Below are 25523 nucleotides of genomic sequence, written 5' to 3'. Positions count from 1 at the left end.
AGCCATGCCAGCCAGCTACGCGTATCTCGGCCCTGAGGGCACCTTCACCGAAGTCGCCCTGCGGACGCTGCCCGAGGCGGCCACCCGGGAGCTGATCCCGTACGTGTCGGTGCAGTCCGCGCTGGACGCGGTGCGCGCCGGCGAGGCAGAGGCCGCGTTCGTGCCGATCGAGAACTCCGTCGAGGGCGGCATCACCACCACCCTGGACGAGCTGGTCGCGGGTGCGCCGCTGATGATCTACCGCGAGGTGCTGCTGTCGATCACCTTCGCGCTGCTGGTCCGGCCGGGCACGAAGATGTCCGACATCAAGACGGTCTCCGCGCACCCCGCCGCCCAGCCGCAGGTCCGCAACTGGATGAAGGCGAACCTCCCGGACGCCCTGTGGGAGTCGGCCGCCTCGAACGCGGACGCCGCCCGGCTGGTCCAGGAGGGCCGCTACGACGCTGCGTTCGCCGGTGAGTTCGCGGCCGCCCGGTACGGTCTCGAAGCGCTGGAGACCGAGATCCACGACGCGGAGAACGCGCAGACCCGGTTCGTGCTGGTGGGCAGGCCCGCCCGCCCCGCCGCCCCGACCGGCGCGGACAAGACCTCGGTGGTGATCTGGCAGCGCGACGACCACCCGGGCGGGCTGCGCGACCTGCTGGGCGAGTTCGCCACCCGGGGCATCAACCTCATGCTGCTCCAGTCCCGCCCGACCGGCGCCGGCATCGGCAACTACTGCTTCTGCGTCGACGCCGAAGGGCACATCTCCGACCGCCGGGTCGCCGAGGCGCTGGCGGGGCTCAAGCGGATCTGTCTCCAGGTGCGCTTCCTCGGTTCGTACCCGCGCGCGGACGTCGGCGTGGACGGGGTGCGGCCGCTCTTCCCGGCCACCTCGGACGAGGAGTTCCTGGCCGCGGCCGACTGGGTCGCGCACTGCCAGGACGGCCGTTTCTGACCGGTAGTGCCTGCGTCGCGTCCCGGTACTACCTGCGTATCTTCGTTATCCACAGAAGTTATCCACAGGTCCGCTTCTCGACCTGGGGACAAGTCGACAACGACGTGCGATCCGGTCGACAAATCTCCCTACAGGCCGCCTGCGCGTCCACCGGCGCGTAGGTCACTCTTCGTCCACCTGTTTCCTACGGGCAATCCTTTGGAGCGACGCATTTCCACCCGAAAGTGGGTGGGAGGTGCGTTTGGGACAGGAAATACCCGTCGCGCGAAACTCTTTGGAAATGATCGTTTTCGATGTCCACAGATCTTTCGCACACCCTGTGGATAACTCTTCCGGGATGTGGATTCCTGTGGACAACCGCGACCTCAAGTCCCGTTTCCCACAAGGGATTCGGGTCAACAGGCCGCCTCGCGGCTGCCCCGTTCCAGGGAGCGGGACGCCTTTTCATTGACATGCGTCGCCGCCCGAGAACACTCTGCGCAATTACCCCATAACTGGACGTAAGCCATAGTTCGGAATATCGAGTCGTGAGCCGGAACTCCGCACCGGTAGCCTGTTCCGCGTGATTGACCTTCGCCTGCTCCGTGAGGACCCCGACCGTGTGCGCGCGTCCCAGCGCGCCCGTGGAGAGGACGTCGCGCTCGTCGACGCTCTCCTGTCCGCCGACGAGCGGCGCAGGTCGTCCGGCGTCCGCTTCGACGAGCTGCGTTCCGAGCAGAAGGCGCTCGGCAAGCTCATCCCCAAGGCCTCCGGCGACGAGAAGGCCGAGCTGCTCAAGAAGACGGGCCAGCTCGCCGCCGACGTCAAGGCGGCCGACGCCGAGCAGCACGAGGCGGACGAGGAGACCAAGCGCCTCGCGCTCCAGCTCGGCAACCTCGTGCACCCCGACGTGCCCGTCGGCGGTGAGGAGGACTTCGTCGTCCTGGAGACGCACGGCACGATCCGCGACTTCGCCGCCGAGGGCTTCGAGCCCAAGGACCACCTGGAGCTCGGCGAGGCGCTCGGCGCCATCGACGTCGAGCGCGGCGCCAAGGTCTCCGGCTCGCGCTTCTACTACCTCACCGGCGTCGGCGCCCTCCTGGAGCTGGCGCTCGTCAACGCGGCGATCGCGCAGGCCACGGAGGCCGGCTTCATCCCGATGCTGACCCCGGCGCTGGTCCGCCCGCGCGCCATGGAGGGCACCGGCTTCCTCGGCCAGGCCGCGGAGAACGTGTACCACCTGGAGAAGGACGACTTCTATCTCGTCGGCACCTCCGAGGTCCCCCTCGCCGCGTACCACATGGACGAGATCCTCGACGCGGAGAAGCTGCCGCTGCGCTACGCGGGCTTCTCCCCGTGCTTCCGCCGCGAGGCCGGCACGTACGGCAAGGACACGCGGGGCATCTTCCGCGTGCACCAGTTCGACAAGGTCGAGATGTTCTCGTACGTCCTCCCCGAGGACGCGGAGAACGAGCACCAGCGGCTCCTGGACTGGGAGAAGCAGTGGCTCACCGCCCTCGAACTGCCCTTCCAGGTCATCGACGTGGCCTCGGGCGACCTGGGTTCGTCGGCGTCCCGCAAGTTCGACTGCGAGGCGTGGATCCCGACCCAGGGCAAGTACCGCGAGCTGACCTCGGCCTCCAACTGCGACAGCTTCCAGGCCCGCCGGCTGTCCGTACGGCTGCGTGACGGCAAGAAGGTCCAGCCGCTGGCCACGCTCAACGGCACGCTGTGCGCCGTACCGCGCACGATCGTGGCGATCCTGGAGAACCACCAGCTGCCCGACGGTTCCGTGCGCGTGCCCGAGGTGCTGCGTCCGTACCTGGGCGGCCGTGAGTTCCTGACGCCGGTCGCCAAGTGACGGCCGGCTTCCCGTACCGGCTGATCGCGACCGACCTCGACGGAACGCTTCTGCGCTCCGACGAGTCGATCTCCCCGCGCACCCGTGACGCCCTCGCCGCGGCCACCGCGGCGGGCGCGGCACACATCGTCGTGACGGGCCGCGGGGTCCCCTGGACCCGGCACATCCTCGACGACCTCGGCTACGACGGCCTCGCGGTCTGCGGCCAGGGCGCGCAGGTCTACGACGCCGGGGAGCACCGCCTGCTGACCTCGGTCACCCTGGACCGCCAACTGGCCGGGCTGGCACTCGCCAAGATCGAGGCGGAGGTCGGCCCGCTGTACCTCGCGGCGAGCCGGGACGGCCTGGACGGCGAGGTGCTGGTCGGCGACGGGTACGCGGTGACGGGCACACTGCCGTCGACGCCCCTCTCGGACGTGTCCGAGCTGTGGGCTGCGCCGCTGAACAAGATCTACATCCAGCACCCGACCCTCACGGACGACCAGCTCGCCGAGGCGGCGCAGCTGGCCGCGGGCGGTTTCGTCTCGGTCGCGATGGCCGGCGCGGGCATCGTCGAACTCCTCCCGCTCGGCCTCTCCAAGGCCACGGGCCTGTCCCTCGCGGCCCGCCGCCTGGGCCTGAAGTCCGCCGACACGATCGCCTTCGGCGACATGCCCAACGACATCGCGATGTTCGCCTGGGCGGCGCACGGCGTGGCGATGGCCAACGCGCATGAGGAACTCAAGGCGGTGGCGGACGAGGTGACGTCCTCGAATGAGGAGGACGGGATCGCGGTGGTGCTGGAGCGGTTGCTCGCGTAGGTGTGGGCAACCGCCCCAGCGCAGAATGCCCCCGGTAGCGGGGGCGAAAGGGAAGGCGGCCCACGCGATAATGAGTCGCGTGCTCGAAGCGGCCGCCCCGGGCAGCTCCCCGTGGTGGGCGACTCGACGGAGGGTAACTACTCCGGAGACCGCCGCGGGCTGCCCTGAAGGGAGTTGGACGTCCTGTCGTGCATCGACATCGTCCAGCTCCTCTCCCAGTCAGTGGCGCCGGCTGATCCGGCGTCGACACAACAACTGTGCCTGTACGCCGAGTTGGACGCCACCGAATTAACCAGGGCTCAGGCAGGCGCCCCTAAAGGGGCGCGGGGAACTGCGCGACCAGCCCCCACCGACCCGCAGCAAAACGACTACGCACCGGCAAGAACCCCTACCGCCGCCGCCACTTACGCCGCCGCGCCTTGCTGAAGAACCACCCAGCAGGCGGCTCATCAGAGCGCCACGGCTGGGGCTCGGGGGACTCCGCGCGCCAGCGCGCCGCGAGCATCCGCGCGCGGGCGGACGGCTCGGCCGTCTCGGCGGACCGTATGAAGTCGTCGTCCAGGACCAACTTGTCCCAGCCGTCCCCGGACTCCGCCTGACCGCCGCCGTACGTCGCCTCTCCGGCCATCCCCGTTCCTCCTAGCCGTCCGTCCTCTTTGCCCAGTGTGCCCGGACAGAGATGAAGCCCCCGTCAAGATCAGGACCTGTCATTCCTCGCCGGCGAGCTTCAGCGAGCGCAGCTTCTGGCCGGCGAACCAGGTGGCTCCCGCGGTGACCACGACGAGGAACACCGTGGCCGTGGTCAGCCCGACGTCCGAGGTGACCAGGTCTCCGCCGGCGACCTTGTGGGCGACGGCCAGGGACCACTGCTGGACGCTCAGCGTGCGGGCGCCGGCGACCAGGGAGCCGAACAGGGCTTCCCAGACGAGGGCGTAGACGAGTCCGAAGACCACCGCGTGCCGGGAGACCGTGCCGAGCAGCAGGAAGAGGGCCGCGTAGGCGATGGACGCGACCAGGGCGGCCACCGTGTAGGCGACGGCGATCTGCTGGCCGTTGCCGTTGAGGATGAGGCCGGCGATCAGCATGGGGACCGCCGAGAACACCATGGTGACGCCGACCGCCACGATCAGCTTGGTGAAGATGATCGTGGGCCGCTTCAGCGGCTTGGACAGCAGGTACACCACCGAGCCGTCGTCGATCTCCGGTCCGATCGCGCCGGTGCCCGCGATGACGCCGATGATCGGCACCATCGTGGCGAGGCCGAGCCCGCCCAGGACGTCGACCGCGGTCTGGTCGTCGGCGCCGGTGAGGCCGCGCACTACCACGGAGATCATGATCAGCAGGAAGGGCAGGGCGCCCAGGATGAGGGCCCGGCGCCGGCCGAGCAGGGCCCGGTAGGTGAGTCGGGCGACTGTGGGGTCGTACATCTCTTGGCCTCCTACGCCGCGACGAGATACGAGAAGACTGATTCGAGCGACTCGTCCGACGGCGAGACCGTGAGCAGCCGGATGCCGTGGTCCCTGGCCACCCGGGGCAGCAGGACCGTGAACCGGCCGAAGTCGACGGCCTGGATGCGCAGCGCGCCCTCGGCCAGGTCGACCTCGATGCCGGACGTCGACGGGTCGGCGATCAGCGCGGCCGCGAGGGCACGGTCGTCGCTGGAGCGGACCAGGTAGCGGTGCGGGCGGTCGGTCATCAGGCGGCGGATCTTGCGGAAGTCACCGCTGGCCGCGTGCCTGCCGGCCACCACCACCTCGATGTGCCAGGCGAGTTGCTCGACCTCTTCGAGGATGTGGGACGAGAACAGCACCGTGCGGCCCTCGTCGCCCATCCGCCGCAGCAGGTCCATGAGCTGCATGCGCTGGCGCGGGTCCATGCCGTTGAAGGGCTCGTCGAGCAGCAGGAGCGAGGGGTCGTGCACCAGGGCGCTGGCCATCTTCACGCGCTGGCGCATGCCCTTGGAGTACGTGGAGATCTTGCGGTCCTGCGCGTACTCCATCTCGACCGTGGCCAGCGCCTTCTGGGCGGCCTTGGCGCCGAGGCCGTGCAACTCGGCGTTGGCGACGACGAATTCGCGTCCGGTGAGGAAGTCGTACATCGCCTCGCGCTCGGGAACGATGCCGATGTGCTTGTAGATCTGTTCGTTGCGCCAGACCTGCTGGCCGTCGAGGGTGACGGTGCCGGTGGAGGGGGCGAGGAAGCCGCCCATCATGTTGATGAGGGTGGACTTTCCGGCGCCGTTGGGGCCGAGCAGTCCGGTGACTCCGGGGCCGACGTTCATCGTGATGTCGTTGACGGCGACCACGTTGCCGAACCAGCGGGAGACGTGGTCGATGGAGAGCGTGGTCACAGGCCCACCTTCCGGTAGCGGCGGATCAGGAGGCCGTAGGTCGCGACGATGAGGCCCAGGACGGCGAGGACGTAGACGACGCCTTCCGCGTGGCTGGGGCCGACGCCTCCGGGGAACGCCGAACTCGCGCCCAGGAACGCCGACTGCAGGCCGTCGATGAGGGTGACGGGCGAGAAGAGGCCGATCCAGGGGATGGCGCTCGTGGAGTTCTGCGCGTCGGCGATCGCCTGGAGGGTGGAGACCGCGCCGGAGGAGATGGTCAGGACGGCGATGACGGCCGCGATGCCGAAGCCGCGGCGCGGGGTGACCGCGGCGATGACCAGGCCGATGCCGGCGAAGAGCAGCGAGAGGAGGGTCACGGAGACGAGTGCCTGGGCGAAGCCCTTGGTCTGGTCGGCGAAGTCCAGCTTGGCGAGCAGGGCGCCTACGTAGAGCACGATCAGCGGGGCCCCGGTCAGGATGAGCATGGCCGAGGCCAGGGCCGCGAACTTGGCCCGCACGTAGTCGGCGGTCTCGATCGGCCGCGAGAAGTACAGCGGCACGGTCTTGAAGCGCAGGTCGCGCGAGACCGACTGGGGTGCCTGCGAGGCGACGTAGAGGCCGATGACGGCCTGCATGATGATCGCGTAGCGCGTGTAGTCGACGGGCAGGTCCTTGGCCTTCGTGGCGACCGCGACGGCCACCATGATGGCCGCGGGCACGCACATGACCACGAACAGCAGCATCGGCAGCACCTTGGACTTCACCGAGCGGCCGAGGCCGTAGGAGCCGCGCAGGGACTGCGAGTAGAGCGAGCGGCGGGCGTAGGCGCGGCCCAGGCGGGGGCCGTCGTAGTGGCGGTAGCCGATGTTGTGGATACGGGTCTGGTCGCCCGGCTGGGGGACCAGGGGCTGGTCAATTGCCATGGCCTACGGCCTCCTTCCGCTCTGCGTCGTGGCCGGCGCCCGTGTCGGTGCCGGTGTCGGTGTCGGTGCCGGTGTCGGTGAAGACCTCGGAGATGTGGTGCCTGCGCTGCTCCATGCGCACCAGTCCGATGCCGAGGTCCGCGATCACGTCCCGGACCACGTCGTACGTCTCCTCGCCCGTGGCCGTGAGGAGGAGGACGTGGCCCGCGCCCGGCAGGCCGCTGCTGTCGTGGGTGTCCACTCCGCGCGCGTGGAGCGCGTCGCGCACCGCGCGGCTGCCGTCCGGGTGGTCGTCGGTGTCGGTGACCTCGATCGCCAGGGTCGTCGTGATCTGGGTGAAGTCCGTGGTGGAGCTGGAGCGCAGGAGCTTGCCGCCGTCGACCACGATGACGTGGTCGCAGGTGCGCTCCAGCTCGCCCAGCAGGTGCGAGGTCACCAGCACCGAGATGCCGAAGTCCGTGTGGATACGGCGGATGAGGCCGAGCATCTCGTCACGGCCGACCGGGTCGAGGCCGTTGGTCGGCTCGTCCAGGAAGACCAGCTGCGGGTCGTGGACGAGGGCCTGCGCGAGCTTGACGCGCTGCTTCATGCCCGTCGAGTAGCCGCCGATGGGGCGGTAGCGCTCCTCGTACAGACCGACATGGCGCAGGGTGTCCGCGGTGCGCTCGCGGGCCGCGGTGGGCGGCAGGCCGGACATGCGCGCCATGTGGACGACGAACTCGGTGGCCGAGACGTCGGGCGGCAGACAGTCGTGCTCCGGCATGTACCCGACGCGCTCGCGGATGTCGGCACCCTTGGTGGCGACATCGAGGCCGAGCACTTCGGCTCGGCCCTCGGAGGCGGGGGACAGACCCAGCAGGATCTTGATCAAGGTCGACTTGCCGGCTCCGTTGGCACCGACGAGCCCCGTCACACCGGGGCCGACGTCCACGGAGAGCCGGTCAAGCGCGGTCACCCGCGGGAACCGCTTGCTCAGGCTTTCGGTCGCGATCACAGTCACGTCTACGAAGGTAGTGACGCGGACCACTGCGGTCGTCACCCCGCAGAGCTGTACTCGCGTCAGACTCCAGGCGTACGGGTCCGTAGGGGATGCCCCTACTTGAGAGCTACACGACCGGCCCGCGCACTTGTCCACAGGTGGAGATCACGCCTATTGACGCAGCCTCTAACAACTGTCACATTCACGAGTGTCAAGTTACGAGCACGTACCGCAGTCGGTGTGGACAGGTGGGGCGGTGGCATGACTACGGCGGTGACACGCGAACTCTCCGCGGAACTGCGGGGGTTCAGGGAGGTCCAGCGGCTGGCGTACGAGTGCGCCGAGGCCGTGGCGGCCCGGCTGGAGCCCGGGGTGACCGAGCGCGACGCGGCGCGGATGCAGCGGTCGTGGCTGCGCGCACGGGGTGTGCGCGACTGGTTCCATCTGCCCTTCGCCTGGTTCGGCGACCGCACGGCGTTCACGGACTTCCGGGTGCCGCTGCAGTTCTTCCCCACGGGCCGCCGTCTTGAGCCCGGGATGCCGTTCATCCTGGACATGGCCCCCGTGTACAAGGGCTTCACGGCCGACATCGGGTATTCGGGCTCCCTGGGCGCCAATCCGGTGCAGGACCGGCTGATGGCCGACCTGGAGGCGCACCGCGCGCTGCTCCTGCGCGAGGTGCGCGAGCGGCGCCCGCTGCGCGAGATCTACGAGGACGTGGACCGCCTCATGGTCCGCCAGGGCTACGCCAACCGGCACCGCGCGTACCCCTTCGGCGTGATCGCGCACAAGGTCGACCGGGTCGCCGAACGCCCTTGGTCCCCAAGGCTGTTCGGGTTCGGCACGCAGTCCCTGAAGGGCCTCGCGAGCGACGCGCTGCACGGCCACCGCGACGGCTGGTCGCCGCTCTGGTCGCCGTACCGCTTCTCCGACCATCCCCCGCACCCCGGCCTGTGGGCGGTCGAACCGCATCTCGGATTCCGGGGCACGGGGGCCAAGTTCGAGGAGATCCTGGTCGTCACCGACTCCGAGGACCCCGAACAGAGTGCCTTCTGGCTGGACGACGATCTGCCGCACGTGCGGCGCTGGGCGGAGGACAAGTGACGCTTGAGGGTGCGCGCGAGCGCTGGGTGCGGACGGGTGGAGTCGAGCTGTGCGTGGCCGAGTTGGGGGACACCTCGCGCCCCACGGTCGTCCTGGTGCACGGCTATCCCGACAGCAAGGAGGTGTGGTCCGAGGTCGCGTCCCGGCTCGCGGACCGCTTCCACGTCGTGCTCTACGACGTCCGGGGCCACGGCCGGTCGACGGCACCGGAGCCGCTGCGGGGCGGGTTCACCCTGGAGAAGCTCACGGACGACTTCCTGGCAGTCGCGGACGCGGTCAGCCCGGATCGGCCCGTGCACCTCGTAGGGCACGACTGGGGCTCGGTGCAGTCCTGGGAGTTCGTCACCGTCGAGCGCACGGTGGGCCGGATCGCCTCCTTCACGTCGATGTCCGGACCCTCCCTCGACCACTTCGGGCACTGGATCAACAAGCGCCTGACCCGGCCCACCCCGCGCCGCGTCGGCCAACTCCTGGGCCAGGGCGCGAAGTCCTGGTACGTGTACCTGCTGCACACGCCCGTGCTGCCCGAACTCGCCTGGCGCGGTCCCCTGGGCAAGCGCTGGCCGAAGATCCTGGAGCGCGTCGAGAAGATCCCGCGCGGCGACTACCCGACCTCGTCGCTCCCCACGGACGCGGCCCACGGCGCCTGGCTGTACCGGGACAACGTCCGGGCCAGGCTGCGCAGGCCACGCCCCGACGCGTACGCGCACGCGCCCGTGCAGCTCGTCACGCCCCTGGGGGACGCGTTTCTCTCCGAGAAGCTCTACGACGAACTGGAGCTGTGGGCGCCGGGGGCGGTGCGCCACACGCTGCCCGCCAAGCACTGGATCCCGCGCACGCGACCCGATCAACTCGCCTCCTGGATCACGGAGTTCGTGACCACCCATGAGGGCGAGCGCCCCAGGTCGACGCCGGCGACCGGGAAGTACGTCCAGCGGTTCGGCGGGCAGCTCGTGCTGGTCACGGGCGCGGGCAGCGGCATCGGACGGGCCACGGCGTTCGCCTTCGCCGAGTCCGGCGCGCGCGTGGTGGCCGTCGACCGGGACACCGAGAGCGCGGCCCGCACCGCCGAACTCGCCCGACTGATCGGCGCCCCCGAGGCCTGGGCGGAGACGGTCGACGTCTCCGACGAGCAGGCCATGGAGAAGCTCGCCGCGAAGGTCGCCGCCGAGTACGGCGTGGTCGACGTCCTGGTGAACAACGCCGGAATCGGACTCTCCGGTTCCTTCTTCGACACCACCCCGGAGGACTGGAAGAAGGTCCTGGACGTCAACCTGTGGGGCGTGATCCACGGCTGCCGCCTCTTCGGGAAACAGATGGCCGACCGCGGCCAGGGCGGCCACATCGTCAACACCGCGTCGGCGGCGGCGTTCCAGCCGTCGAAAGCACTGCCCGCCTACAGCACCTCCAAGGCCGCCGTACTGATGCTCAGCGAGTGCCTCCGCGCGGAACTCTCCGGCCAGGGGATCGGCGTCTCGGCGATATGCCCCGGCCTCGTCAACACCAACATCACCTCGACCGCGCACTTCGCCGGGGTCGACGCCGCCGAGGAGAAACGGCGCCAGAAGAAGTCCGCGCGGCTCTACGGACTGCGCAACTACCCGCCGGAGAAGGTCGCCGACGCGATCCTGCGCGCCGTCGTCCGCAACCAGGCCGTCGTACCCGTCACCCCGGAGGCGCGCGGCGCCCATCTGATGTCCCGGTTCGCCCCGCGCGCGTTGCGGGCGATGGCCCGCCTGGAGCCGCCGCTGTGACCTCCGCGCACGAACACCACGCGATCGCCCCGCGCCGGGTCGCCTTCGACTGGACGCGCACGCCCCTGCACTGGATCCCGGACGAGCCGACCGCCACCCACGTCATCAACGTGCTGCATCTGCTGCTGCCGGCGGGGGAGCGGTGGTTCGTGAAGGTCTTCAAGGAGGGCCTGCCGCTGATCAGGGACCCCGAACTCCTCGCGGACGTCAAGGGGTTCATGGGCCAGGAGGCCACCCACAGCGTCCAGCACGCGCACGTGCTGGACCATCTCGCGGCCCAACGGCTCGACACCGGCGACTTCACCCGGTACGTCGACTTCCTCTTCGAACAACTCCTCGGCGCACGCCCGCCGCTCGGCGCACCGGTGCCGGAACGGGAGTGGCTGCGCTTCCGGCTGGCGGTCGTCGCGGCGATCGAACAGTTCACGGCGGTACTGGGCGACTGGATCCTGGCAGCCGAGGAGTTGGACCATGCCGGCGCCGACGCGATCATGCTCGACCTGCTGCGCTGGCACGGCGCCGAGGAGGTCGAACACCGCGCGGTCGCCTACGACATGTTCCAGCACTGCGGCGGCCACGGCCTCCCCCGCTACGCCCGCCGCGTCGTCGGCATGGCGGTGACGGCCCCCGTGATGCTCTCCCTATGGGCCTGGGGCACGGCCTACTTGATCCGCCGCGACCCCCAACTCGCGGGCCGCGTCGGCTACTCGCTCGCCGAACACAACAGGGCCGTACACAAAGGCCTGTTGCCCACCTGGCGCTCACTCGGCGCGGCCGTCCCCCGCTACCTGCGCCGCTCCTACCACCCGTCCCGGGAGGGATCGTTGAACCGGGCGGTGGAGTACCTGCGGAGGTCACCGGCGGCTCGGGCGGGGGTTGCGTGAGTTCCGGGGCGGGTGAGGGCGAGGGGAATTTCCGGGCGGGTGAGGGGGAGGCGGTCGGGTCTGATGCGGGGGTCGGGTCTGATGCGGGGGTCGGGTCTGGCGCGGAGGTCGGGTCGGGTTCTGCGACCGCGTCTGCGTCCGGGTCCGCTTCCGGTTCTGGGTCCGCTTCCGGGACCGGGACCACGTTGGGGACCGCGTCCGGGTCCGGGTCCGCGTCGGCGTCCGGGACCGCGTTGGGGACCGCGTCCGGGACTGATTCGGCGACGGCGTCCCGCTCCGTGCCTGCGTCCGACGCCGAGTCCCGTTCCGGCCCCGACCTCAACTCCAACTCCAACTCCAACCCCGGCCCCAGCCCCAGCCCCAGCCCCAGCCCCAGCCCCAGCCCCAACAAGATCGCCTACCGCATAGAAGACCTCGCGCATCTCAGCGGTGCCACCGTCCGCACGATCCGTGCCTACCAGGACCGCGGGCTGCTCCCCCGGCCCGAGCGACGCGGCCGGGCCAACGTGTACGCCGATGTCCATCTCGCCCGGCTCCGGCAGATCGCGGATCTGCTCGACCGCGGCTACGGCCTGGCGTCCATCAAGGAGTTGCTGGACGCCTGGGACGCGGGCCGGGGGCTGGGCGGGGTGCTCGGGCTGGCCGCCGAGGTGGACGGGCCGTGGACGGACGAGCAGGCGGTGCGGATCTCGCGCGCCGAGCTGGAACAGCGCTTCGGCGGCAGCCCGGACGACGCGGCCGTCACCGAGGCAGTCGAACTCGGCGTGCTGGAGCCGGTCCCCGGAGACCCCGACTCCTTCCTCGTGCCGAGCCCCCAAGAGCTGGCGGTGGCCGTCGAGTTGTACGCCTCCGGGGTCCCGCTGCCCGCGATCTCCTCCCACCTAAGGGAGTTGAGGGTCCAGGTCGAGCACATCGCCGCCCGTTTCCTGGAGTTCACCACCGAGCACGTCTTCGCCCGCTACCTCGACGGCTCGCACCGTCCGACCGACGCGGACGCGACCGAAGCGGCCTCGCTCGTACGACGGCTGCGACCCCTCGCGCAGCAGACGGTGGACGCCGAACTCGCCCGGGCTATGCGCCTGTTCGCGAATCGGTCGCTCCGCCGGCACCTCGGTGCGGCGGAGTCGTCGCGGCCCGTGTCCTCGTCACGTTCCGTGGCCGTGCCCGAGACGACAATGCGGGCCGTGGAGGGGCTGGTTGGCCCGGAGAAGGCGGGCGAGTTCATCGCCTTGGCGGCCGAACGGGAGCTGCGGGCAAGGGCGTTGGATGCGCTCATGCCAAATGGTGTGCCCCCAGCTGATCTTGACGAACAGGGGTGACATGACAGGGAGTTGTCCACAGAAACGCCAATTCCCCTGTGGATAACTACAGTTGGTTGTGGATCAAACATCGGCCGCAAAATAAAGTGCGTGATCCACGTCTCTCCCGTCATGCTGACCGGATGGATGAAAGACGCACCGTGAAGGTGTCGAAGTACCTTTCCAGGCATCTGCGCCACCAGCCCGAGCGGATCGGGCTCGCCCTCGACGAGGCCGGCTGGGTCGAGATCGACACGCTGATCGCCGCCTGCGCCGCACACGGGTTCCGGTTCGACCGCGCAGAACTCGACCACGTGGTGGCCACGAACGACAAACGCCGCTTCGCGATCGAGGGCACCCGTATCCGCGCCAGCCAGGGCCACAGCATCGAGGTCGACCTCGGACTGCCCCCGGCCACCCCGCCGCCGTACCTCTTCCACGGCACGGTCGGCCGCAACCTGGACGCGATCCGGGCCGAGGGGCTCCGGCCCATGAACCGCCACGCCGTCCACCTCTCCGCCGACCGCGAGACCGCGACCCGCGTAGGCGCCCGCCGCGGCCGCCCCGTCGTGCTCTCCGTGGACGCGGGCGCGATGCACAAGGACGGCCATGTCTTCCGGGTCAGCGAGAACGGGGTCTGGCTCACGGAGGCCGTACCCGTGCGGTATCTGCGGTTCCCCGCGCCCCACTGACCTCGCACGGCCTGAGGACTACCGCCCCCGGTATGGCCCCGGCCGCGCCACCCCCGGCATGATCAGTGGTATGGACCACTTCCACAGCACCGAGGCCGCCGTCACCGCCCTCCGCGCCATCGCGTCCGAGTACGTGCGGGAGATCGAGGTCACCCACGACATCGGCGCCGACCAGACCTCCCGCCGCACCTCCGCGGGCTTCGGCGTCACCACGGACCCGGACGGCTCACTCCCGCACGAGGCCTTCGCCGAGTTCGGCGGACTGCCCCGGGTGAGCGTGCGGCTCTATCCCGAGGACGACGCGCTGATCACGGTCGAGGGCATCGCCTGCCCCGACATCGCCCGCGACGACGTCCCCGCCTTTCTCCGCTCGGTCTTCGACGGCCACGCCTACGTCAAGGCCCGCCGTTTCCCGCCCAGTTGCAACCTGGTCGTCCCACTGCCCGGCGACCGGACGCACAAGGAGTGGATCTCGATGATCGCCCTCACGCCGTGGCTGAACAGCCGCATACGGTGACGGTTTCACGTGAAACACGGACAGCCGCATAGCCTGGGAATCATGAGCCTGCGCCTGAGCACCGTGATCCTCCCGTACCGCCGCTGGAACGAGGGGAGCCGCGAATCCTGGCAGCGCGCGGAGCAACTCGGCTTCCACACCGGCTTCACCTACGACCACCTCTCCTGGCGCACCTTCCGGGACGGCCCGTGGTTCGGTGCCGTACCGACGCTGACCGCCGCCGCAGCCGTGACCGAGCGGATGCGTCTGGGCACCCTGGTCACCTCGCCGAACTTCCGGCACCCGGTGACCCTCGCCAAGGAACTGATCTCGCTCGACGACGTCTCCGACGGGCGGGTCACCCTCGGCATCGGCGCGGGCGGCACCGGCTTCGACGCCACCGCGCTCGGGCAGGAACCGTGGACCCCGCGTGAGCGTGCCGACCGGTTCGGGGAGTTCGTTCCGCTGCTGGACCGGCTGCTCACCGAGGACTCGGTGTCGTACAAGGGCGACTTCTACTCGGCGCACGAGGCGCGCGACATCCCGGGGTGTGTGCAGCGGCCCCGGCTGCCCTTCGCGGTGGCCGCCACCGGTCCGCGTGGGCTGAAGCTCGCCGCCCGGTACGGACAGGCGTGGGTGACCACCGGCGACCCCAAGCTGTTCGAGAACGGCACCCCTGAGCAGTCGGTTCACGCCATGCGCGGGCAGGTCGACAAGCTGGCCGACGCCTGCGCCGGGATCGGCCGGGACGCGGCAGGGATCGACAAGATCCTGCTCACCGGGTTCACCCCGGACCGCGGCCGTCCGCTGGAGTCCCTCGGCGCCTTCGTCGATTTCGCGGGCCGGCACCAGGAACTGGGCTTCACCGACCTCGTGATCCACTGGCCGATCCCGGACTCCGACTTCGCCGCGGACGAGAAGGTCTTCGAGCAGATCGCCATGGAGGCTCCGACCCAGCTCCGCTGAGTCGGCACCCCGGCCCCTGTCAGGAGCGTGGAGTACAACAGCCCTGGTAGGGGCGGTATCCACTCACCTGTGCGCACTCCCGCACAGTCGTGCGGGCATATGCGGGAGAATGGCCCGGTGACCTCAGCTACTCGACAGCCCGAGACCCCGGCCTCCGCCGTCCCGCCACGGCTGATCGCCACCGACCTGGACGGCACCCTGCTGCGCGACGACAAGTCGGTGTCCCCCCGCACGGTGGCGGCCCTGGCGGCAGCCGAGGAGGCGGGTGTCGAGGTCTTCTTCGTCACCGGCCGCCCGGCCCGCTGGATGGACGTCGTCAGCGACCACGTGCACGGCCACGGCCTGGCGATCTGCGGCAACGGCGCCGCCGTGGTCGACCTGCACGGCGGCCCCGGCGCCCACCGCTTCGTGAAGGTCCGCGAACTGGCCCGGGAGAACGCCCTCGACGCCGTACGCCTGGTGCGCGAGGCGGCGCCCGGGACGGTGTACGCGATCGAGCTGACGTACGGCTTCTACCAGGAGCAGGCGTATCCGAAGCTGCACATGGAGATACCGGACAGCCTCGCCACCGCCGAGAAACTCCTCGCGCCGGACGCCCCGGGGGCCGACGAGCCGGTGCTGAAGATCCTCGCGTTCCACCCCGAGCTGGATCCGGACGTCTTCCTGAACCTCGCCCGCCTCGCCCTCGGCGACCGCGCGAACGTCACCCGCTCCAGCCCCAGCGCCCTGCTGGAGATCAGCGGGCCCGGCGTCTCCAAGGCCAGCACTCTCGCCCTGTGCTGTGCGGAGCGCGGTATCGCGCCCGAGGAGGTCGTCGCCTTCGGGGACATGCCGAACGACGTCGAGATGCTCACCTGGGCGGGACAGTCGTACGCGATGGGCAACGCGCACCCCGACGTGCTCGCGGCGGCCTCCGGGCGGACCGTCGACAACAACGAGGACGGCGTGGCGGTCGTGATCGAGCGGATGCTGGCCGAGCGGCGATAACGGCGGTTACCGCGGTGACGGCGGCAGGTGGGTAACGGGCGTTGTCCTGGAGCGCGCCCCTTACGCGAGCGGCACGTGCCCTAGCCGACGGAGACTCCCCGCTGGGCCAGCCAGGGCAGCGGATCGACCGCCGATCCCATGTCCGGGGTGACCCGCACCTCGAAGTGCAGATGTGGGCCGGTGGAGTTGCCGGTCGTGCCGGACTGGGCGATCCACCGGCCGGTGGTGACGCGGTCCCCCTGATCGACGGTGACGGCGGCGAGGTGGGCGTACTGCGTGTAGTAGCCGCCCGGGTGCTCGATCACGATCTCAATGCCGAAGGCGCCCCCGCAGGACACCCGCACCACCCGGCCCGCACCTGCCGCCCGGACCGGCGTGCCGATGGGGACCGCGAAGTCCTGGCCGGTGTGGCGGTTCGCCCAGCGGGAGCCGCCGCTGCCGAAGCCCGCGGAGAGTTCGACGGGCTCCACCGGCGCGACCCACGGGTCGGTGACCCGGTTCGACGGTTGGTCGAGGCGGACGGCGCCCCGGCAACTGCCCGCCGCGACCGAGGCGTCCGCCTGGCCCTGCAACTGGCCGCGCGCCTCGTCGAGCTTCCGCTGGATGCCCTGCTTCAGCTCGGCGAGTTCGGCGTTCCGCTTCTCCAGCGTCCGCCACACCGACGCGGCCTCCGCCTCGTCACCGGCGAGCCGCACCTCGGCCCGGTGACTCCTGCCGATCGCGTTGCCCACGGCCAGATCCGCCTGGGAGAAGACGTGCTGATCGCGCATCAGATCCTCGGGGCTGTCCGCGAGGATGATCCGGGCCGCCATCGGGACACCGCCGCCGCTGCGGTACTGGGCACGGGCGATCCGGCCCAGGTCCTCGTGCAGCCGGGCGATCTCCCGCCGTTCGCGGCCCAGTTGACCCTCGACCCGCCGGGCGCGGGCCCGTTGCGCGTCGGCCGCCTGCCGCCCCGCCTCGTACCGCTCCGCCGCGACCGCCGCGTCCTGGTACAGCCGCGCCACCTCCGCGCTGGCCCCGGCGGCGGTGTGGGTGTCGTCGTCGCCGGGGCGGGCCGCCAGCACGGCGAGCGCACACAGCAGCACCGGAACGAGCAGCGGATGACGGCGAGATGAGCGCATGTCAGCGATCGTGACCCGCGCGGCGGACGAGGGCCCTGTTCAAGTCGTACGCATGGGGGACGCGTTGCTGCGAACGGCTCAGCGGGAGCCACGGCGGGCAGGTGTCCGACAGGGCTCGGCGAAAGCCACACCGGGCAGGTGTCCGACAGGGCTCGGCGAAAGCCACACCGGACGGGTGTCCGACAGGGCTCGGCGAAAGCCACACCGGACGGGTGTCCGACAGGGCTCGGCGAAAGCCACACCGGACGGGTGTCCGACAGGGGTCGGCTGGGAGTCACGGCGGACAGGGTCCCGACCGGGCTCAGCGGAAGCCGCACCCGACAGGATCCCGCCGGGGCTCAGCAGAAACCGCACCGGACGGGCGCCTGACAGGCCTCAGTGGAAAGTCACGGCGCACAGGGTCCCGACCGGACTCAGCGGAAGCCGCACCCGACAGGGCCCCGACAGGGCCCCGACAGGGCTCAGTGGGGTGCCTGCCACACCACCGTCGTACCGGCTCCGTCCTCGCCGATGCCCGGTCCGTACCAGCTGGCGCCGCCCAGGGATTCGGCTCGCCGCTTGAGGTTGTGCAGGCCGCTGCGCCGGCCGCCGGCCGGGATGCCGACGCCGTCGTCCGCGACGGTGAGCCGTACGCCGGGGCGGCCGTCCGGCAGGGTCGCGGTCGCGTCGACGACGACCTCGATGCGCGCCGCCTCCGCGTGCCGGAACGCGTTGGAGAGAGCCTCGCGCAGGGCCGCGATGAGGTTCTTGCCGGTGAGGTCGCCGACCGTCGTGTCGACCGCGCCGACGAAACGGTGCCCGGGCTTGAAACCGAGCGGCACGGCCGCCATGTTGATCTCCCGCAGCACCCGCGTGCGCAGCCCGGAGGGCGCCTCGGCGGGGTCCTGCTGGAGCGCGAAGATCGCGGTGCGGATCTCCTGGATGGTGACGTCGAGTTCGTCGACGGCGTTGGCCACACCGTTCCGCACCTCGGGGACGAGCGCCCCGCGCTGGGCGCTCTCCAGCATCATCCCGGTGGCGAACAGCCGTTGGATGACCAGGTCGTGCAGGTCACGGGCGATCCGGTCGCGGTCCTCGTACACCGCGAGCCGCTCCCGGTCGCGCTGCGCCTCGGCCATCATCAGCGCGAGCGCGGCCTGCGAGGCGAACTGGATCGCGAGGGTGCGCTCGGCCTCCGTGAACGGCCGCTCGCCCTGCGCGCGGGGCGTGACCAGTGCCCCCAGGACGCGCCCGCCACTCTGCAGGGGCAGCGCCATGATCGGCCCGTACGCGCGCGCGAGGGCGCTGAGCATCCGGGGATCGGTGGCCGCGTCCGCCACGAACACCGGCCGTCCGTCGAGGAGTTGCGCGATGATCTCGCTGTCCGGCGCGACGACCCTGCCGAGCTGGTCCGACGGCTGTTCCGAGGACACGGCGACGATCTCCATGCCGCCCTCGGCCGCGGGCAGCAGCACGATCCCGGCCGCCGAACCGGACAGCCGGCGGGCCCGTTCCGCGACGACCTGCAGCGCGTCCTCGGCGTCCCCGCCGGACAGCAGCGCGGTCGTGACGGCCACCGACCCGTCGATCCACCGCTCGCGCTGCTTGGCGGCCTCGTACAACCGGGCGTTGCCGATGGCGATACCGGCCTCGGTCGCCAGCACCCGGACCATGTTGACGTCGTAGTCGTTGAAGAGGTCCGCGCCGCGCTTCTCGCCCAGATAGAGGTTCCCGAAGACCTCTCCCGAGACGCGGATGGGAACTCCGAGGAAGCCACGCATCCGTGGGTGGTGGTCGGGGAATCCCCAGGACCGCGGGTCCTCGGTCACATCCACCAGCCGCACCGGCGCCGACTCCCGGATGAGCGCGCCGAGCAGCCCCTTGTGTCCGTCGGGGAACCGCCCGATGCGCCGCGCGGTCCCCGCGTCGACCCCGTGGAAGACGAAGTCGGCGAGCGCGTCGCCGTCCTCGTCGACGACGCCGATCCCCGCGTACCGGGCGTCCGTCAGCGTCGCCGCCGCCTCGCAGATCCGCTCCAGCGTGGAGTGCAGTTCGAGCCCGCTCCCCACGGACCGCATCGCCTCCAGCAACTGCGGCACGCGGACGGCCAGTTCGGCCGAGAGTCCCGGAGAGGGCGACGGCGGGGGACCGGGACGCGGGGCGGCTGACATACCCCGAGCCTAATTAGTCCCCTTTGTCACGGAAAGTCGAGCGGTTCGGCTACCAGACCCCCTACCCGGCGGCCACCAACAGCTCCGACTCCGCCTCCCGCTCCGCCATCCCCCGCAACGGCCCCTCCACGGAGGCCAGTCCGGCGTACGGTCCCCGCTGCACGACCCGTCCCTCGTCCAGCACGATCACCTCGTCCACGTCCTCCAGGCCCGCGAGCCGGTGCGTGATGAGCAGTGTCGTACGGCCCTCCGTGGCGGCCAGCAGATCGGCGGTGAGCGCGTCGGCGGTCGCCAGGTCCAGGTGTTCGGCGGGTTCGTCGAGCACGAGGACCGGGAAGTCGGCGAGCAGCGCGCGGGCGAGCGCGAGCCGCTGCCGCTGTCCGCCGGAGAGCCGTGCCCCGTGTTCACCGACGAGGGTGTCGAGGCCGTCGGGCAGCCCGTCGGCCCAGTCGTTCAGCCGGGCGCGTTCCAGTGCGGCCCGCAGTTCGTCCTCGGTCGCGTCCTTCTTGGCGAGGAGCAGGTTCTCGCGCACCGAGCTGTCGAAGAGGTGCGCGTCCTGCGCACACAGCCCGACGAGCCGCCGTACGTCGTCGCCGTCCAGGGCGTACGCGTCCACACCGGCCAGGGTGTACGAACCCGCGTCCGCGTCCAGGAAGCGCAGCAGCACCTGCGCCAGCGTCGTCTTGCCGGACCCGGAGGTGCCGACGACGGCGACCCGGCGGCCCTTCTCCAGTGTCAGGTCGAGCCCGGCGAGGGCGTCCCGGTCCTGCCCGGTGTGGCGGGCGGCCAGTCCCTGGACGACGAGCGGGAAGGGTGTCGCGGGTGCCTGGCGGGGCCGCTCCGGTTCCCGTACGGGCTCGGGGGCGTCCAGTACCTCGTACACGCGCTCGGCGCTCTTGCGGACCCGCTGCCGGTACTGCACGGCGAGGGGCAGTCCGAGGACGGCCTCGAAGGCGGCGAGTGGGGTGAGGACGACGACGGCCGTGAGGACACCGCTGAGTCGTCCCGCTGCGACGGCCTGGGCGGCCACGAGTGCCGTGGCTGCGACGGTCAGGCCCGAGATCAGCGCGGTGAGGCCGTCGCCGAGCGCGGTGGCGGTGGCGGCTCGGGAGGCGATCCGGGTGAGTGTGCTGTCGGCCCGCTTGGCCTCGGCGGTACGGGCGGGCAGCGCGCCGGCGACCGTCAACTCCGCGGTGCCGGTGAGCAGTTCGGTCACGCGGGTGGCGAGTGCCCCGCGGGCGGGAGCCAAGCGCCGTTCGGCACGGCGGGCCACGGCGCCGGTCACGAGGGGGACGCCGACGCCGGCCACGAGGAGGCCGACCGCGAGGGCGGCACCGGCCTCGGGGAGCAGCCAGGCCGTGAAGCCGACCGTCGTGGCGGAGACGGCGACCGCGACCCCGGCGGGCAGCAGCCAGCGCAGCCAGTAGTCCTGGAGCGCGTCCACGTCGGCGACGAGCCGGGACAGCAGATCGCCGCGCCGGGTGTCGCGCAGCCCGGCGGGCGCCAGCCGTTCAAGGCGCCGGTAGACGGCGACCCGGGTGTCGGCCAGCATCCGCAGCACCGCGTCGTGCGACACGAGCCGCTCCGCGTACCGGAACACGGCCCGCCCGATCCCGAAGGTCCGCGTCGCCGTCACGGCCACCATCAGGTACAGCACGGGCGGCTGCTGCGAGGCCCGCGAGATCAGCCACCCCGAGGTGCCCATGAGCCCAACAGCACTGCCCAGCGCGAGACTTCCGAGCAGCAGAGCCAGGGCGAGACGCCCACGCCGGGCACCGGACATGGCACGGACCCGGGCGAGGACACCTCCCGTGTGTGCGGCGAGCCGCGTCTCGGGTTCGTCAGGAGCTACGGAACTCACCGACGCCTCCGGCGAGACCGGGCGTGTATCGATGACCACCGGCACGCCCTCCGCGCGAACCGCGGCCGTGCCCTCCGTCACCCGCACCACCCGGTCCGCGACAGCCAACAGGGCCGGCCGGTGCACCACGAGCAGAACCGTCCGCCCGACCGCCAACCGCCGTACCGCCTCGACCACTTCGGCCTCGGTCGCTCCGTCCAGCGCGGCCGTGGGTTCGTCGAGGAGCAGGACGGGCCGGTCGGCGAGGAAGGCCCGGGCGAGGGCGAGCCGTTGCCGCTGCCCGGCGGACAGCCCGGCCCCGTCCTCGCCGAGCACGCTCCCGATGCCCTCGGGCAACGCGTCCACGAAGTCCAGGGCGCCGGCATCGGCCAACGCCCGCCGTACGGCGGTGTCGTCGGCGTCGGGGCGGGCCAGCCGTACGTTCTCGGCGATCGTCCCGGCGTACAACTGCGGCCGTTGCGGCACCCAGGCGATCCGCGACCGCCACCGCTCCAGGTCGACGTCGGTGAGATCTACTCCCCCGACCCGCACCCGGCCCTCGGCGGGCCGTACGAACCCCAATAGGGCGTTCAACAAAGTGGACTTGCCGGAACCGCTCGGGCCGACGAGGGCGACCGTCTCTCCGGGTTCCACGGTGAAGGACGTGTCCGATACGGCGTCTGCGGACCGCCCGGGGTACCGGACCGTCACGCCCTCGAAGGCCAGGGCGTCCGACGGCACTTCGGTGGTGCCCGAGGCCGGTACCGGTGTCTCCAGTACGGAGAAGATCTCCTCGGCGGCGGCGAGTCCCTCCGCCGCCGCGTGGTACTGCGCGCCGACCTGACGCAGCGGCAGGTACGCCTCGGGTGCCAGGACGAGGACGACGAGACCGATGTAGAGGTCCATGTCGCCGTGGACGAGGCGCATGCCGATCGTCACGGCGACCAGGGCCACGGAGAGGGTGGCGAGGAGTTCCAGGGCGAAGGAGGAGACGAAGGCGATCCGCAGGGTCCGCATGGTCGCCTGCCGGTACTCGCCGGTGATGCGCCGGATCGAGTCGGCCTGCGCCTTGGCCCGGCCGAACACCTTCAGGGTCGGCAGCCCCGCGACCACGTCCAGGAAGTGCCCGGAGAGCCGGGACAGCAACTGCCACTGCCGGTCCATCCGGGACTGGGTGGCCCAGCCGATCATCACCATGAAGAGGGGGATGAGCGGCAGCGTGCCGACGATGATCGCCGCCGAGACCCAGTCCTCGGTGACGATCCGCGCCAGCACCGCCACCGGGACGACGATCGCGAGCCCCAACTGCGGGAGGTAGCGCGAGAAGTAGTCGTCGAGGGCGTCGACTCCCCGGGTGGCGAGGGCGACCAGCGAGCCGGTCCGCTGCCCGCTCAGCCAGCCGGGGCCCAGCTCCACGGAACGCTCCAGCAGCCGTCGCCGTAGCTCCGACTTCACGGCGGCGCTGGCGCGGTGGGCGGCGAGTTCGGTGAGCCAGGAGACGAGGGCCCGGCCGACGGCGACTGACGCCAACAGCAGCAGGGGAGTGCCGAGTTCGGTGACCGACTTGTGGTGCTGGAAGGCGCCGACCACCACTTCGGCGATGAGCATCGCCTGTGCGATGACCAGCACCGCCCCGACGGCGCCGAGCCCGACGACTGCCACCAGGAAGAAGCGGGTGGCACGGGCGTACCGGAGGAGGCGCGGATCGATTGGTTTCACGTGAAACATGCCCTTCGGTCCGGGGAGGGTGTTTCACGTGAAACATCACCGCGCGAGTTGCGGGACACGTGAGGCACCCTCCCCTTCGGACTCAGTGCGCGGCTTCGGCGATGTGTTGCGTGCCGATCCGCTTGCGGAACACCCAGTACGTCCAGCTCTGGTAGAGCAGCACGATCGGCGTGGCGATCCCCGCGCACCAGGTCATGATCTTCAGGGTGTACGGGCTCGACGAGGCATTGGTGACCGTGAGGTTCCAGTCCGGGTTGAGCGAGGACGGCATGACGTTCGGGAAGAGCGACAGGAAGAGCATCGCGACGGCGGCCACGATGGTGAGGCCGGAGAACGCGAACGACCAGCCCTCACGGCCGAGTTGGATCGCCCCCAGCGCCGCGACGAGGGCGACGACGGCCACGACCAGCGCGACCAGACTCTTGCCGTCACCGCTGTCGACCTGGGTCCAGATCAGGAAGGCCAGCGCCAACAGGGCGGTGACGAGGCCGACTTGAAGGGCCAGCTTCCGCGCCCGCACCCGGATGTCCCCGACGGTCTTGAGTGCCGTGAACACCGCGCCGTGGAAGGTGAAGAGCGTCAGCGTGACGAGGCCGCCGAGGATCGCGTACGGGTTGAGCAGGTCCCAGAAGGTGCCGGCGTACTCGAAGTTCTTGTCGATCTTCACGCCGTGCACGATGTTGCCGAAGGCGACGCCCCACAGGAACGCGGGGAGCAGCGAGGTCCAGAAGATCGCCGTCTCCCAGTTGCGCTGCCAGTTCTCCTCGGGCCGCTTCGCCCGGTACTCGAAGGCGACGCCCCGGACGATCAGGCAGACCAGGATGATCAGCAGGGCGAGGTAGAAGCCGGAGAAGAGGGTGGCGTACCACTCGGGGAAGGCGGCGAAGGTCGCGCCGCCGGCGCTGAGCAGCCAGACCTCGTTGCCGTCCCAGACCGGGCCGATCGTGTTGATCAGGACCCGCTTCTCGGTGCGGTCGCGGGCGAGCAGCTTGGTGAGGATGCCGACCCCGAAGTCGAAGCCCTCCAGGAAGAAGTAGCCGGTCCACAGGACGGCGATGAGGACGAACCAGACGTCGTGCAGTTCCATGACTGTTGCAGCTCCCTCGGCCTAGTACGAGAAGGCCATCGGCTTGTCGGCGTCCTGGGAGTCGCCGCCGATCTTCGTGGGCGGGTTGAGGTCGGCCTCGGTGAGTTCGGGCGGGCCGGCCTTGACGTACTTCGCGAGCAGCTTGACCTCGATGACGGCGAGGACGGCGTAGAGCGAGGTGAAGACGATCATCGAGGTGAGGACCTCGCCCTGGGAGACGCTGGGGGAGACCGCGTCACGGGTCTGGAAGAGGCCGTAGACGACCCAGGGCTGGCGGCCCATCTCGGTGAAGATCCAGCCCCAGGAGTTAGCGATCAAGGGGAAGCCGAGGGTCCAGATCGACACGAGCCAGTAGAGCTTGGTGAGTTTCGGGCCGAGGGCCTTCTTCTTGAAGAGGACGATGTTCGGCACTTCGTCCTCGGCGACCCGCAGATGCTGGGGCAGCATGAACTTCTTGCGGGTCAGCCAGAGTCCGGCCAGGCCGATGGCGAAGGACGCCATGCCGAAGCCGATCATCCAGCGGAACGCCCAGAAGGTGACGGGGATGATGGGCCGGTAGTCGCCGGGACCGTACTTGGCCTGCTCGGCCTTGTTGGTGTCGTTAATGCCGGGGACGTAGGAGCTGAAGTCGTCGTCGGCGAGGAAGGACAGTATCCCGGGGATCGACAGCTCGACGCTGTTGTGGCCCTTGCTGACATCGCCGTAGGCGAAGATCGAGAACGGCGCGGAGTCCTGGCCGTTCCACAGGGCCTCGGCGGCGGCCATCTTCATGGGCTGCTGCTTGAACATGACCTTGCCGAGGGTGTCACCGCTGACGGCGGTGAGCAGGCCGGCGATGGCGACGGTGATCAGGCCCAGCCGCAGCGAGCTCTTCATCACCGCGATGTGCTTCTTGCGGAACAGGTGGAAGGCCGCGATGCCGACCATGAACGCGCCGCCGGTCAGGAACGACGCGGAGAGCGTGTGGAAGGCCTGCGCGAGCGCGGTGTTCTGGGTCAGCACGTGCCAGAAGTCGGTGAGTTCGGCACGGCCCTTCGCCTTGTTGATCTTGTAGCCGACGGGGTGCTGCATCCACGAGTTGGCCGCGAGGATGAAGTACGCCGACAGGATCGTGCCGAGCGAGACCATCCAGATGCAGGCCAGGTGGATCCGCTTGGGCAGCTTGTCCCAGCCGAAGATCCACAGCCCGATGAAGGTGGACTCGAAGAAGAACGCGATCAGCGCCTCGAAGGCGAGCGGGGCACCGAAGATGTCACCGACGAACCGCGAGTAGGTGGACCAGTTCATGCCGAACTGGAACTCCTGGACGATGCCCGTGACGACGCCCATGGCGATGTTGATCAGGAAGAGCTTGCCCCAGAACTTGGTGGCCCTGAGGTACTTCTCCTTCTCCGTGCGCACCCACGCGGTCTGCAGCCCGGCCGTGAGAGCGGCGAGCGAGATCGTCAGGGGGATGAACAGGAAGTGGTAGACGGTGGTGATGCCGAACTGCCATCGCGCCAGTGTCTCCGGCGCCAGAGCCAATTCCACGTCGTCAGTCTCCTTACGTCGCCGTGGTACAGCGGCAGTTTGCCCCTTTTGTCGCACACATCATGGGACGAA

The 25523-nt window shown here is 70.3% G+C and carries 21 protein-coding genes; 11 read left to right on the top strand and 10 right to left on the bottom strand.

Translation table 11 applies throughout. The features are described from left to right. Positions 1-4 precede the first annotated feature (4 nt). The 3 genes from pheA to OG407_RS26830 all read left to right on the top strand — a co-directional run bounded on the left by pheA (position 5) and on the right by OG407_RS26830 (position 3577). Positions 5-937, top strand: a complete 933-nt coding sequence (gene pheA, locus OG407_RS26840; RefSeq protein ID WP_405861871.1) for a prephenate dehydratase — start codon at positions 5-7, stop codon at positions 935-937. Positions 938-1499: 562 nt separating this feature from the next. Beyond that, a complete protein-coding gene (gene serS / locus OG407_RS26835; RefSeq protein ID WP_403589645.1) occupies positions 1500-2777 on the top strand; it encodes a serine--tRNA ligase in 1278 nt (425 codons plus the stop codon). Then, positions 2774-3577 (top strand): HAD family hydrolase, encoded by an 804-nt coding sequence (locus tag OG407_RS26830; RefSeq protein ID WP_405861868.1) that lies wholly within the window; start codon positions 2774-2776, stop codon positions 3575-3577. The genes serS and OG407_RS26830 overlap by 4 nt, the downstream gene beginning before the upstream one ends. Positions 3578-3965: 388 nt before the next feature. Here OG407_RS26830 and OG407_RS26825 read toward each other — a convergent pair whose 3' ends face one another. The 5 genes from OG407_RS26825 to OG407_RS26805 all read right to left on the bottom strand — a co-directional run bounded on the left by OG407_RS26825 (position 3966) and on the right by OG407_RS26805 (position 7826). After that, positions 3966-4205 carry a hypothetical protein gene (locus OG407_RS26825; RefSeq protein WP_019055074.1) on the bottom strand — a complete coding sequence of 80 codons (240 nt, stop codon included), beginning with the start codon at positions 4203-4205 and terminating at the stop codon, positions 3966-3968. A gap of 79 nt (positions 4206-4284) precedes the next feature. After that, on the bottom strand, positions 4285-5004 hold the full coding sequence (locus tag OG407_RS26820) for an ABC transporter permease (protein ID WP_405861866.1): 720 nt from the start codon (positions 5002-5004) through the stop codon (positions 4285-4287). Between the two features lie 11 nt (positions 5005-5015). Then, positions 5016-5927 carry an ABC transporter ATP-binding protein gene (locus OG407_RS26815; RefSeq protein ID WP_366096692.1) on the bottom strand — a complete coding sequence of 304 codons (912 nt, stop codon included), beginning with the start codon at positions 5925-5927 and terminating at the stop codon, positions 5016-5018. Then, positions 5924-6832, bottom strand: a complete 909-nt coding sequence (locus OG407_RS26810; RefSeq protein WP_405861864.1) for an ABC transporter permease subunit — start codon at positions 6830-6832, stop codon at positions 5924-5926. Before OG407_RS26810 ends, OG407_RS26815 begins: the two co-directional genes overlap by 4 nt. After that, on the bottom strand, positions 6822-7826 hold the full coding sequence (locus OG407_RS26805) for an ABC transporter ATP-binding protein (protein WP_405868618.1): 1005 nt from the start codon (positions 7824-7826) through the stop codon (positions 6822-6824). The genes OG407_RS26810 and OG407_RS26805 overlap by 11 nt, the downstream gene beginning before the upstream one ends. Before the next feature lie 246 nt (positions 7827-8072). On the opposite strand from OG407_RS26805, the gene OG407_RS26800 reads away from it, so the two are divergent. From OG407_RS26800 to OG407_RS26765, 8 genes are all read left to right on the top strand, one after another. Next, on the top strand, positions 8073-8915 hold the full coding sequence (locus tag OG407_RS26800; RefSeq protein WP_403589635.1) for a M24 family metallopeptidase: 843 nt from the start codon (positions 8073-8075) through the stop codon (positions 8913-8915). After that, positions 8912-10669: an SDR family oxidoreductase gene (locus tag OG407_RS26795; RefSeq protein ID WP_405861862.1), complete on the top strand. Its 1758-nt coding sequence runs from the start codon at positions 8912-8914 to the stop codon at positions 10667-10669. The genes OG407_RS26800 and OG407_RS26795 overlap by 4 nt, the downstream gene beginning before the upstream one ends. Then, positions 10666-11553, top strand: coding sequence for a metal-dependent hydrolase (locus OG407_RS26790; RefSeq protein WP_405861860.1), 888 nt, complete (start codon positions 10666-10668; stop codon positions 11551-11553). The genes OG407_RS26795 and OG407_RS26790 overlap by 4 nt, the downstream gene beginning before the upstream one ends. A gap of 392 nt (positions 11554-11945) precedes the next feature. Beyond that, a complete protein-coding gene (locus OG407_RS26785; protein ID WP_405868616.1) occupies positions 11946-12872 on the top strand; it encodes a MerR family transcriptional regulator in 927 nt (308 codons plus the stop codon). Between the two features lie 122 nt (positions 12873-12994). Continuing rightward, positions 12995-13543: an RNA 2'-phosphotransferase gene (locus OG407_RS26780; RefSeq protein WP_405861858.1), complete on the top strand. Its 549-nt coding sequence runs from the start codon at positions 12995-12997 to the stop codon at positions 13541-13543. A 58-nt stretch (positions 13544-13601) separates the two neighbouring features. Next, positions 13602-14060: a hypothetical protein gene (locus OG407_RS26775; protein WP_405861856.1), complete on the top strand. Its 459-nt coding sequence runs from the start codon at positions 13602-13604 to the stop codon at positions 14058-14060. Between the two features lie 42 nt (positions 14061-14102). Then, positions 14103-15005, top strand: coding sequence for an LLM class flavin-dependent oxidoreductase (locus tag OG407_RS26770; protein ID WP_405861854.1), 903 nt, complete (start codon positions 14103-14105; stop codon positions 15003-15005). Between the two features lie 99 nt (positions 15006-15104). After that, positions 15105-15992 carry a Cof-type HAD-IIB family hydrolase gene (locus tag OG407_RS26765; RefSeq protein ID WP_365301115.1) on the top strand — a complete coding sequence of 296 codons (888 nt, stop codon included), beginning with the start codon at positions 15105-15107 and terminating at the stop codon, positions 15990-15992. An 80-nt stretch (positions 15993-16072) separates the two neighbouring features. Here OG407_RS26765 and OG407_RS26760 read toward each other — a convergent pair whose 3' ends face one another. The 5 genes from OG407_RS26760 to OG407_RS26740 all read right to left on the bottom strand — a co-directional run bounded on the left by OG407_RS26760 (position 16073) and on the right by OG407_RS26740 (position 25451). Then, complete coding sequence (locus OG407_RS26760; RefSeq protein WP_405861852.1) at positions 16073-17116, bottom strand: M23 family metallopeptidase; 1044 nt, start codon at positions 17114-17116, stop codon at positions 16073-16075. Between the two features lie 461 nt (positions 17117-17577). Next, positions 17578-19266 carry a GAF domain-containing sensor histidine kinase gene (locus OG407_RS26755; RefSeq protein WP_405861850.1) on the bottom strand — a complete coding sequence of 563 codons (1689 nt, stop codon included), beginning with the start codon at positions 19264-19266 and terminating at the stop codon, positions 17578-17580. 61 nt (positions 19267-19327) lie between these two features. After that, complete coding sequence (cydD, locus tag OG407_RS26750; RefSeq protein WP_405861848.1) at positions 19328-22834, bottom strand: thiol reductant ABC exporter subunit CydD; 3507 nt, start codon at positions 22832-22834, stop codon at positions 19328-19330. Positions 22835-22916: 82 nt separating this feature from the next. Then, positions 22917-23921: a cytochrome d ubiquinol oxidase subunit II gene (gene cydB / locus OG407_RS26745; protein WP_403589611.1), complete on the bottom strand. Its 1005-nt coding sequence runs from the start codon at positions 23919-23921 to the stop codon at positions 22917-22919. 21 nt (positions 23922-23942) lie between these two features. After that, positions 23943-25451: a cytochrome ubiquinol oxidase subunit I gene (locus OG407_RS26740; protein ID WP_405861845.1), complete on the bottom strand. Its 1509-nt coding sequence runs from the start codon at positions 25449-25451 to the stop codon at positions 23943-23945. Between the last annotated feature and the right edge of the window lie 72 nt (positions 25452-25523).

The sequence above is a fragment of the Streptomyces sp. NBC_01515 genome (assembly GCF_045040345.1).
Lineage (GTDB): Bacteria > Actinomycetota > Actinomycetes > Streptomycetales > Streptomycetaceae > Streptomyces.
This window is presented reverse-complemented; position numbering and strand designations above follow the sequence as displayed.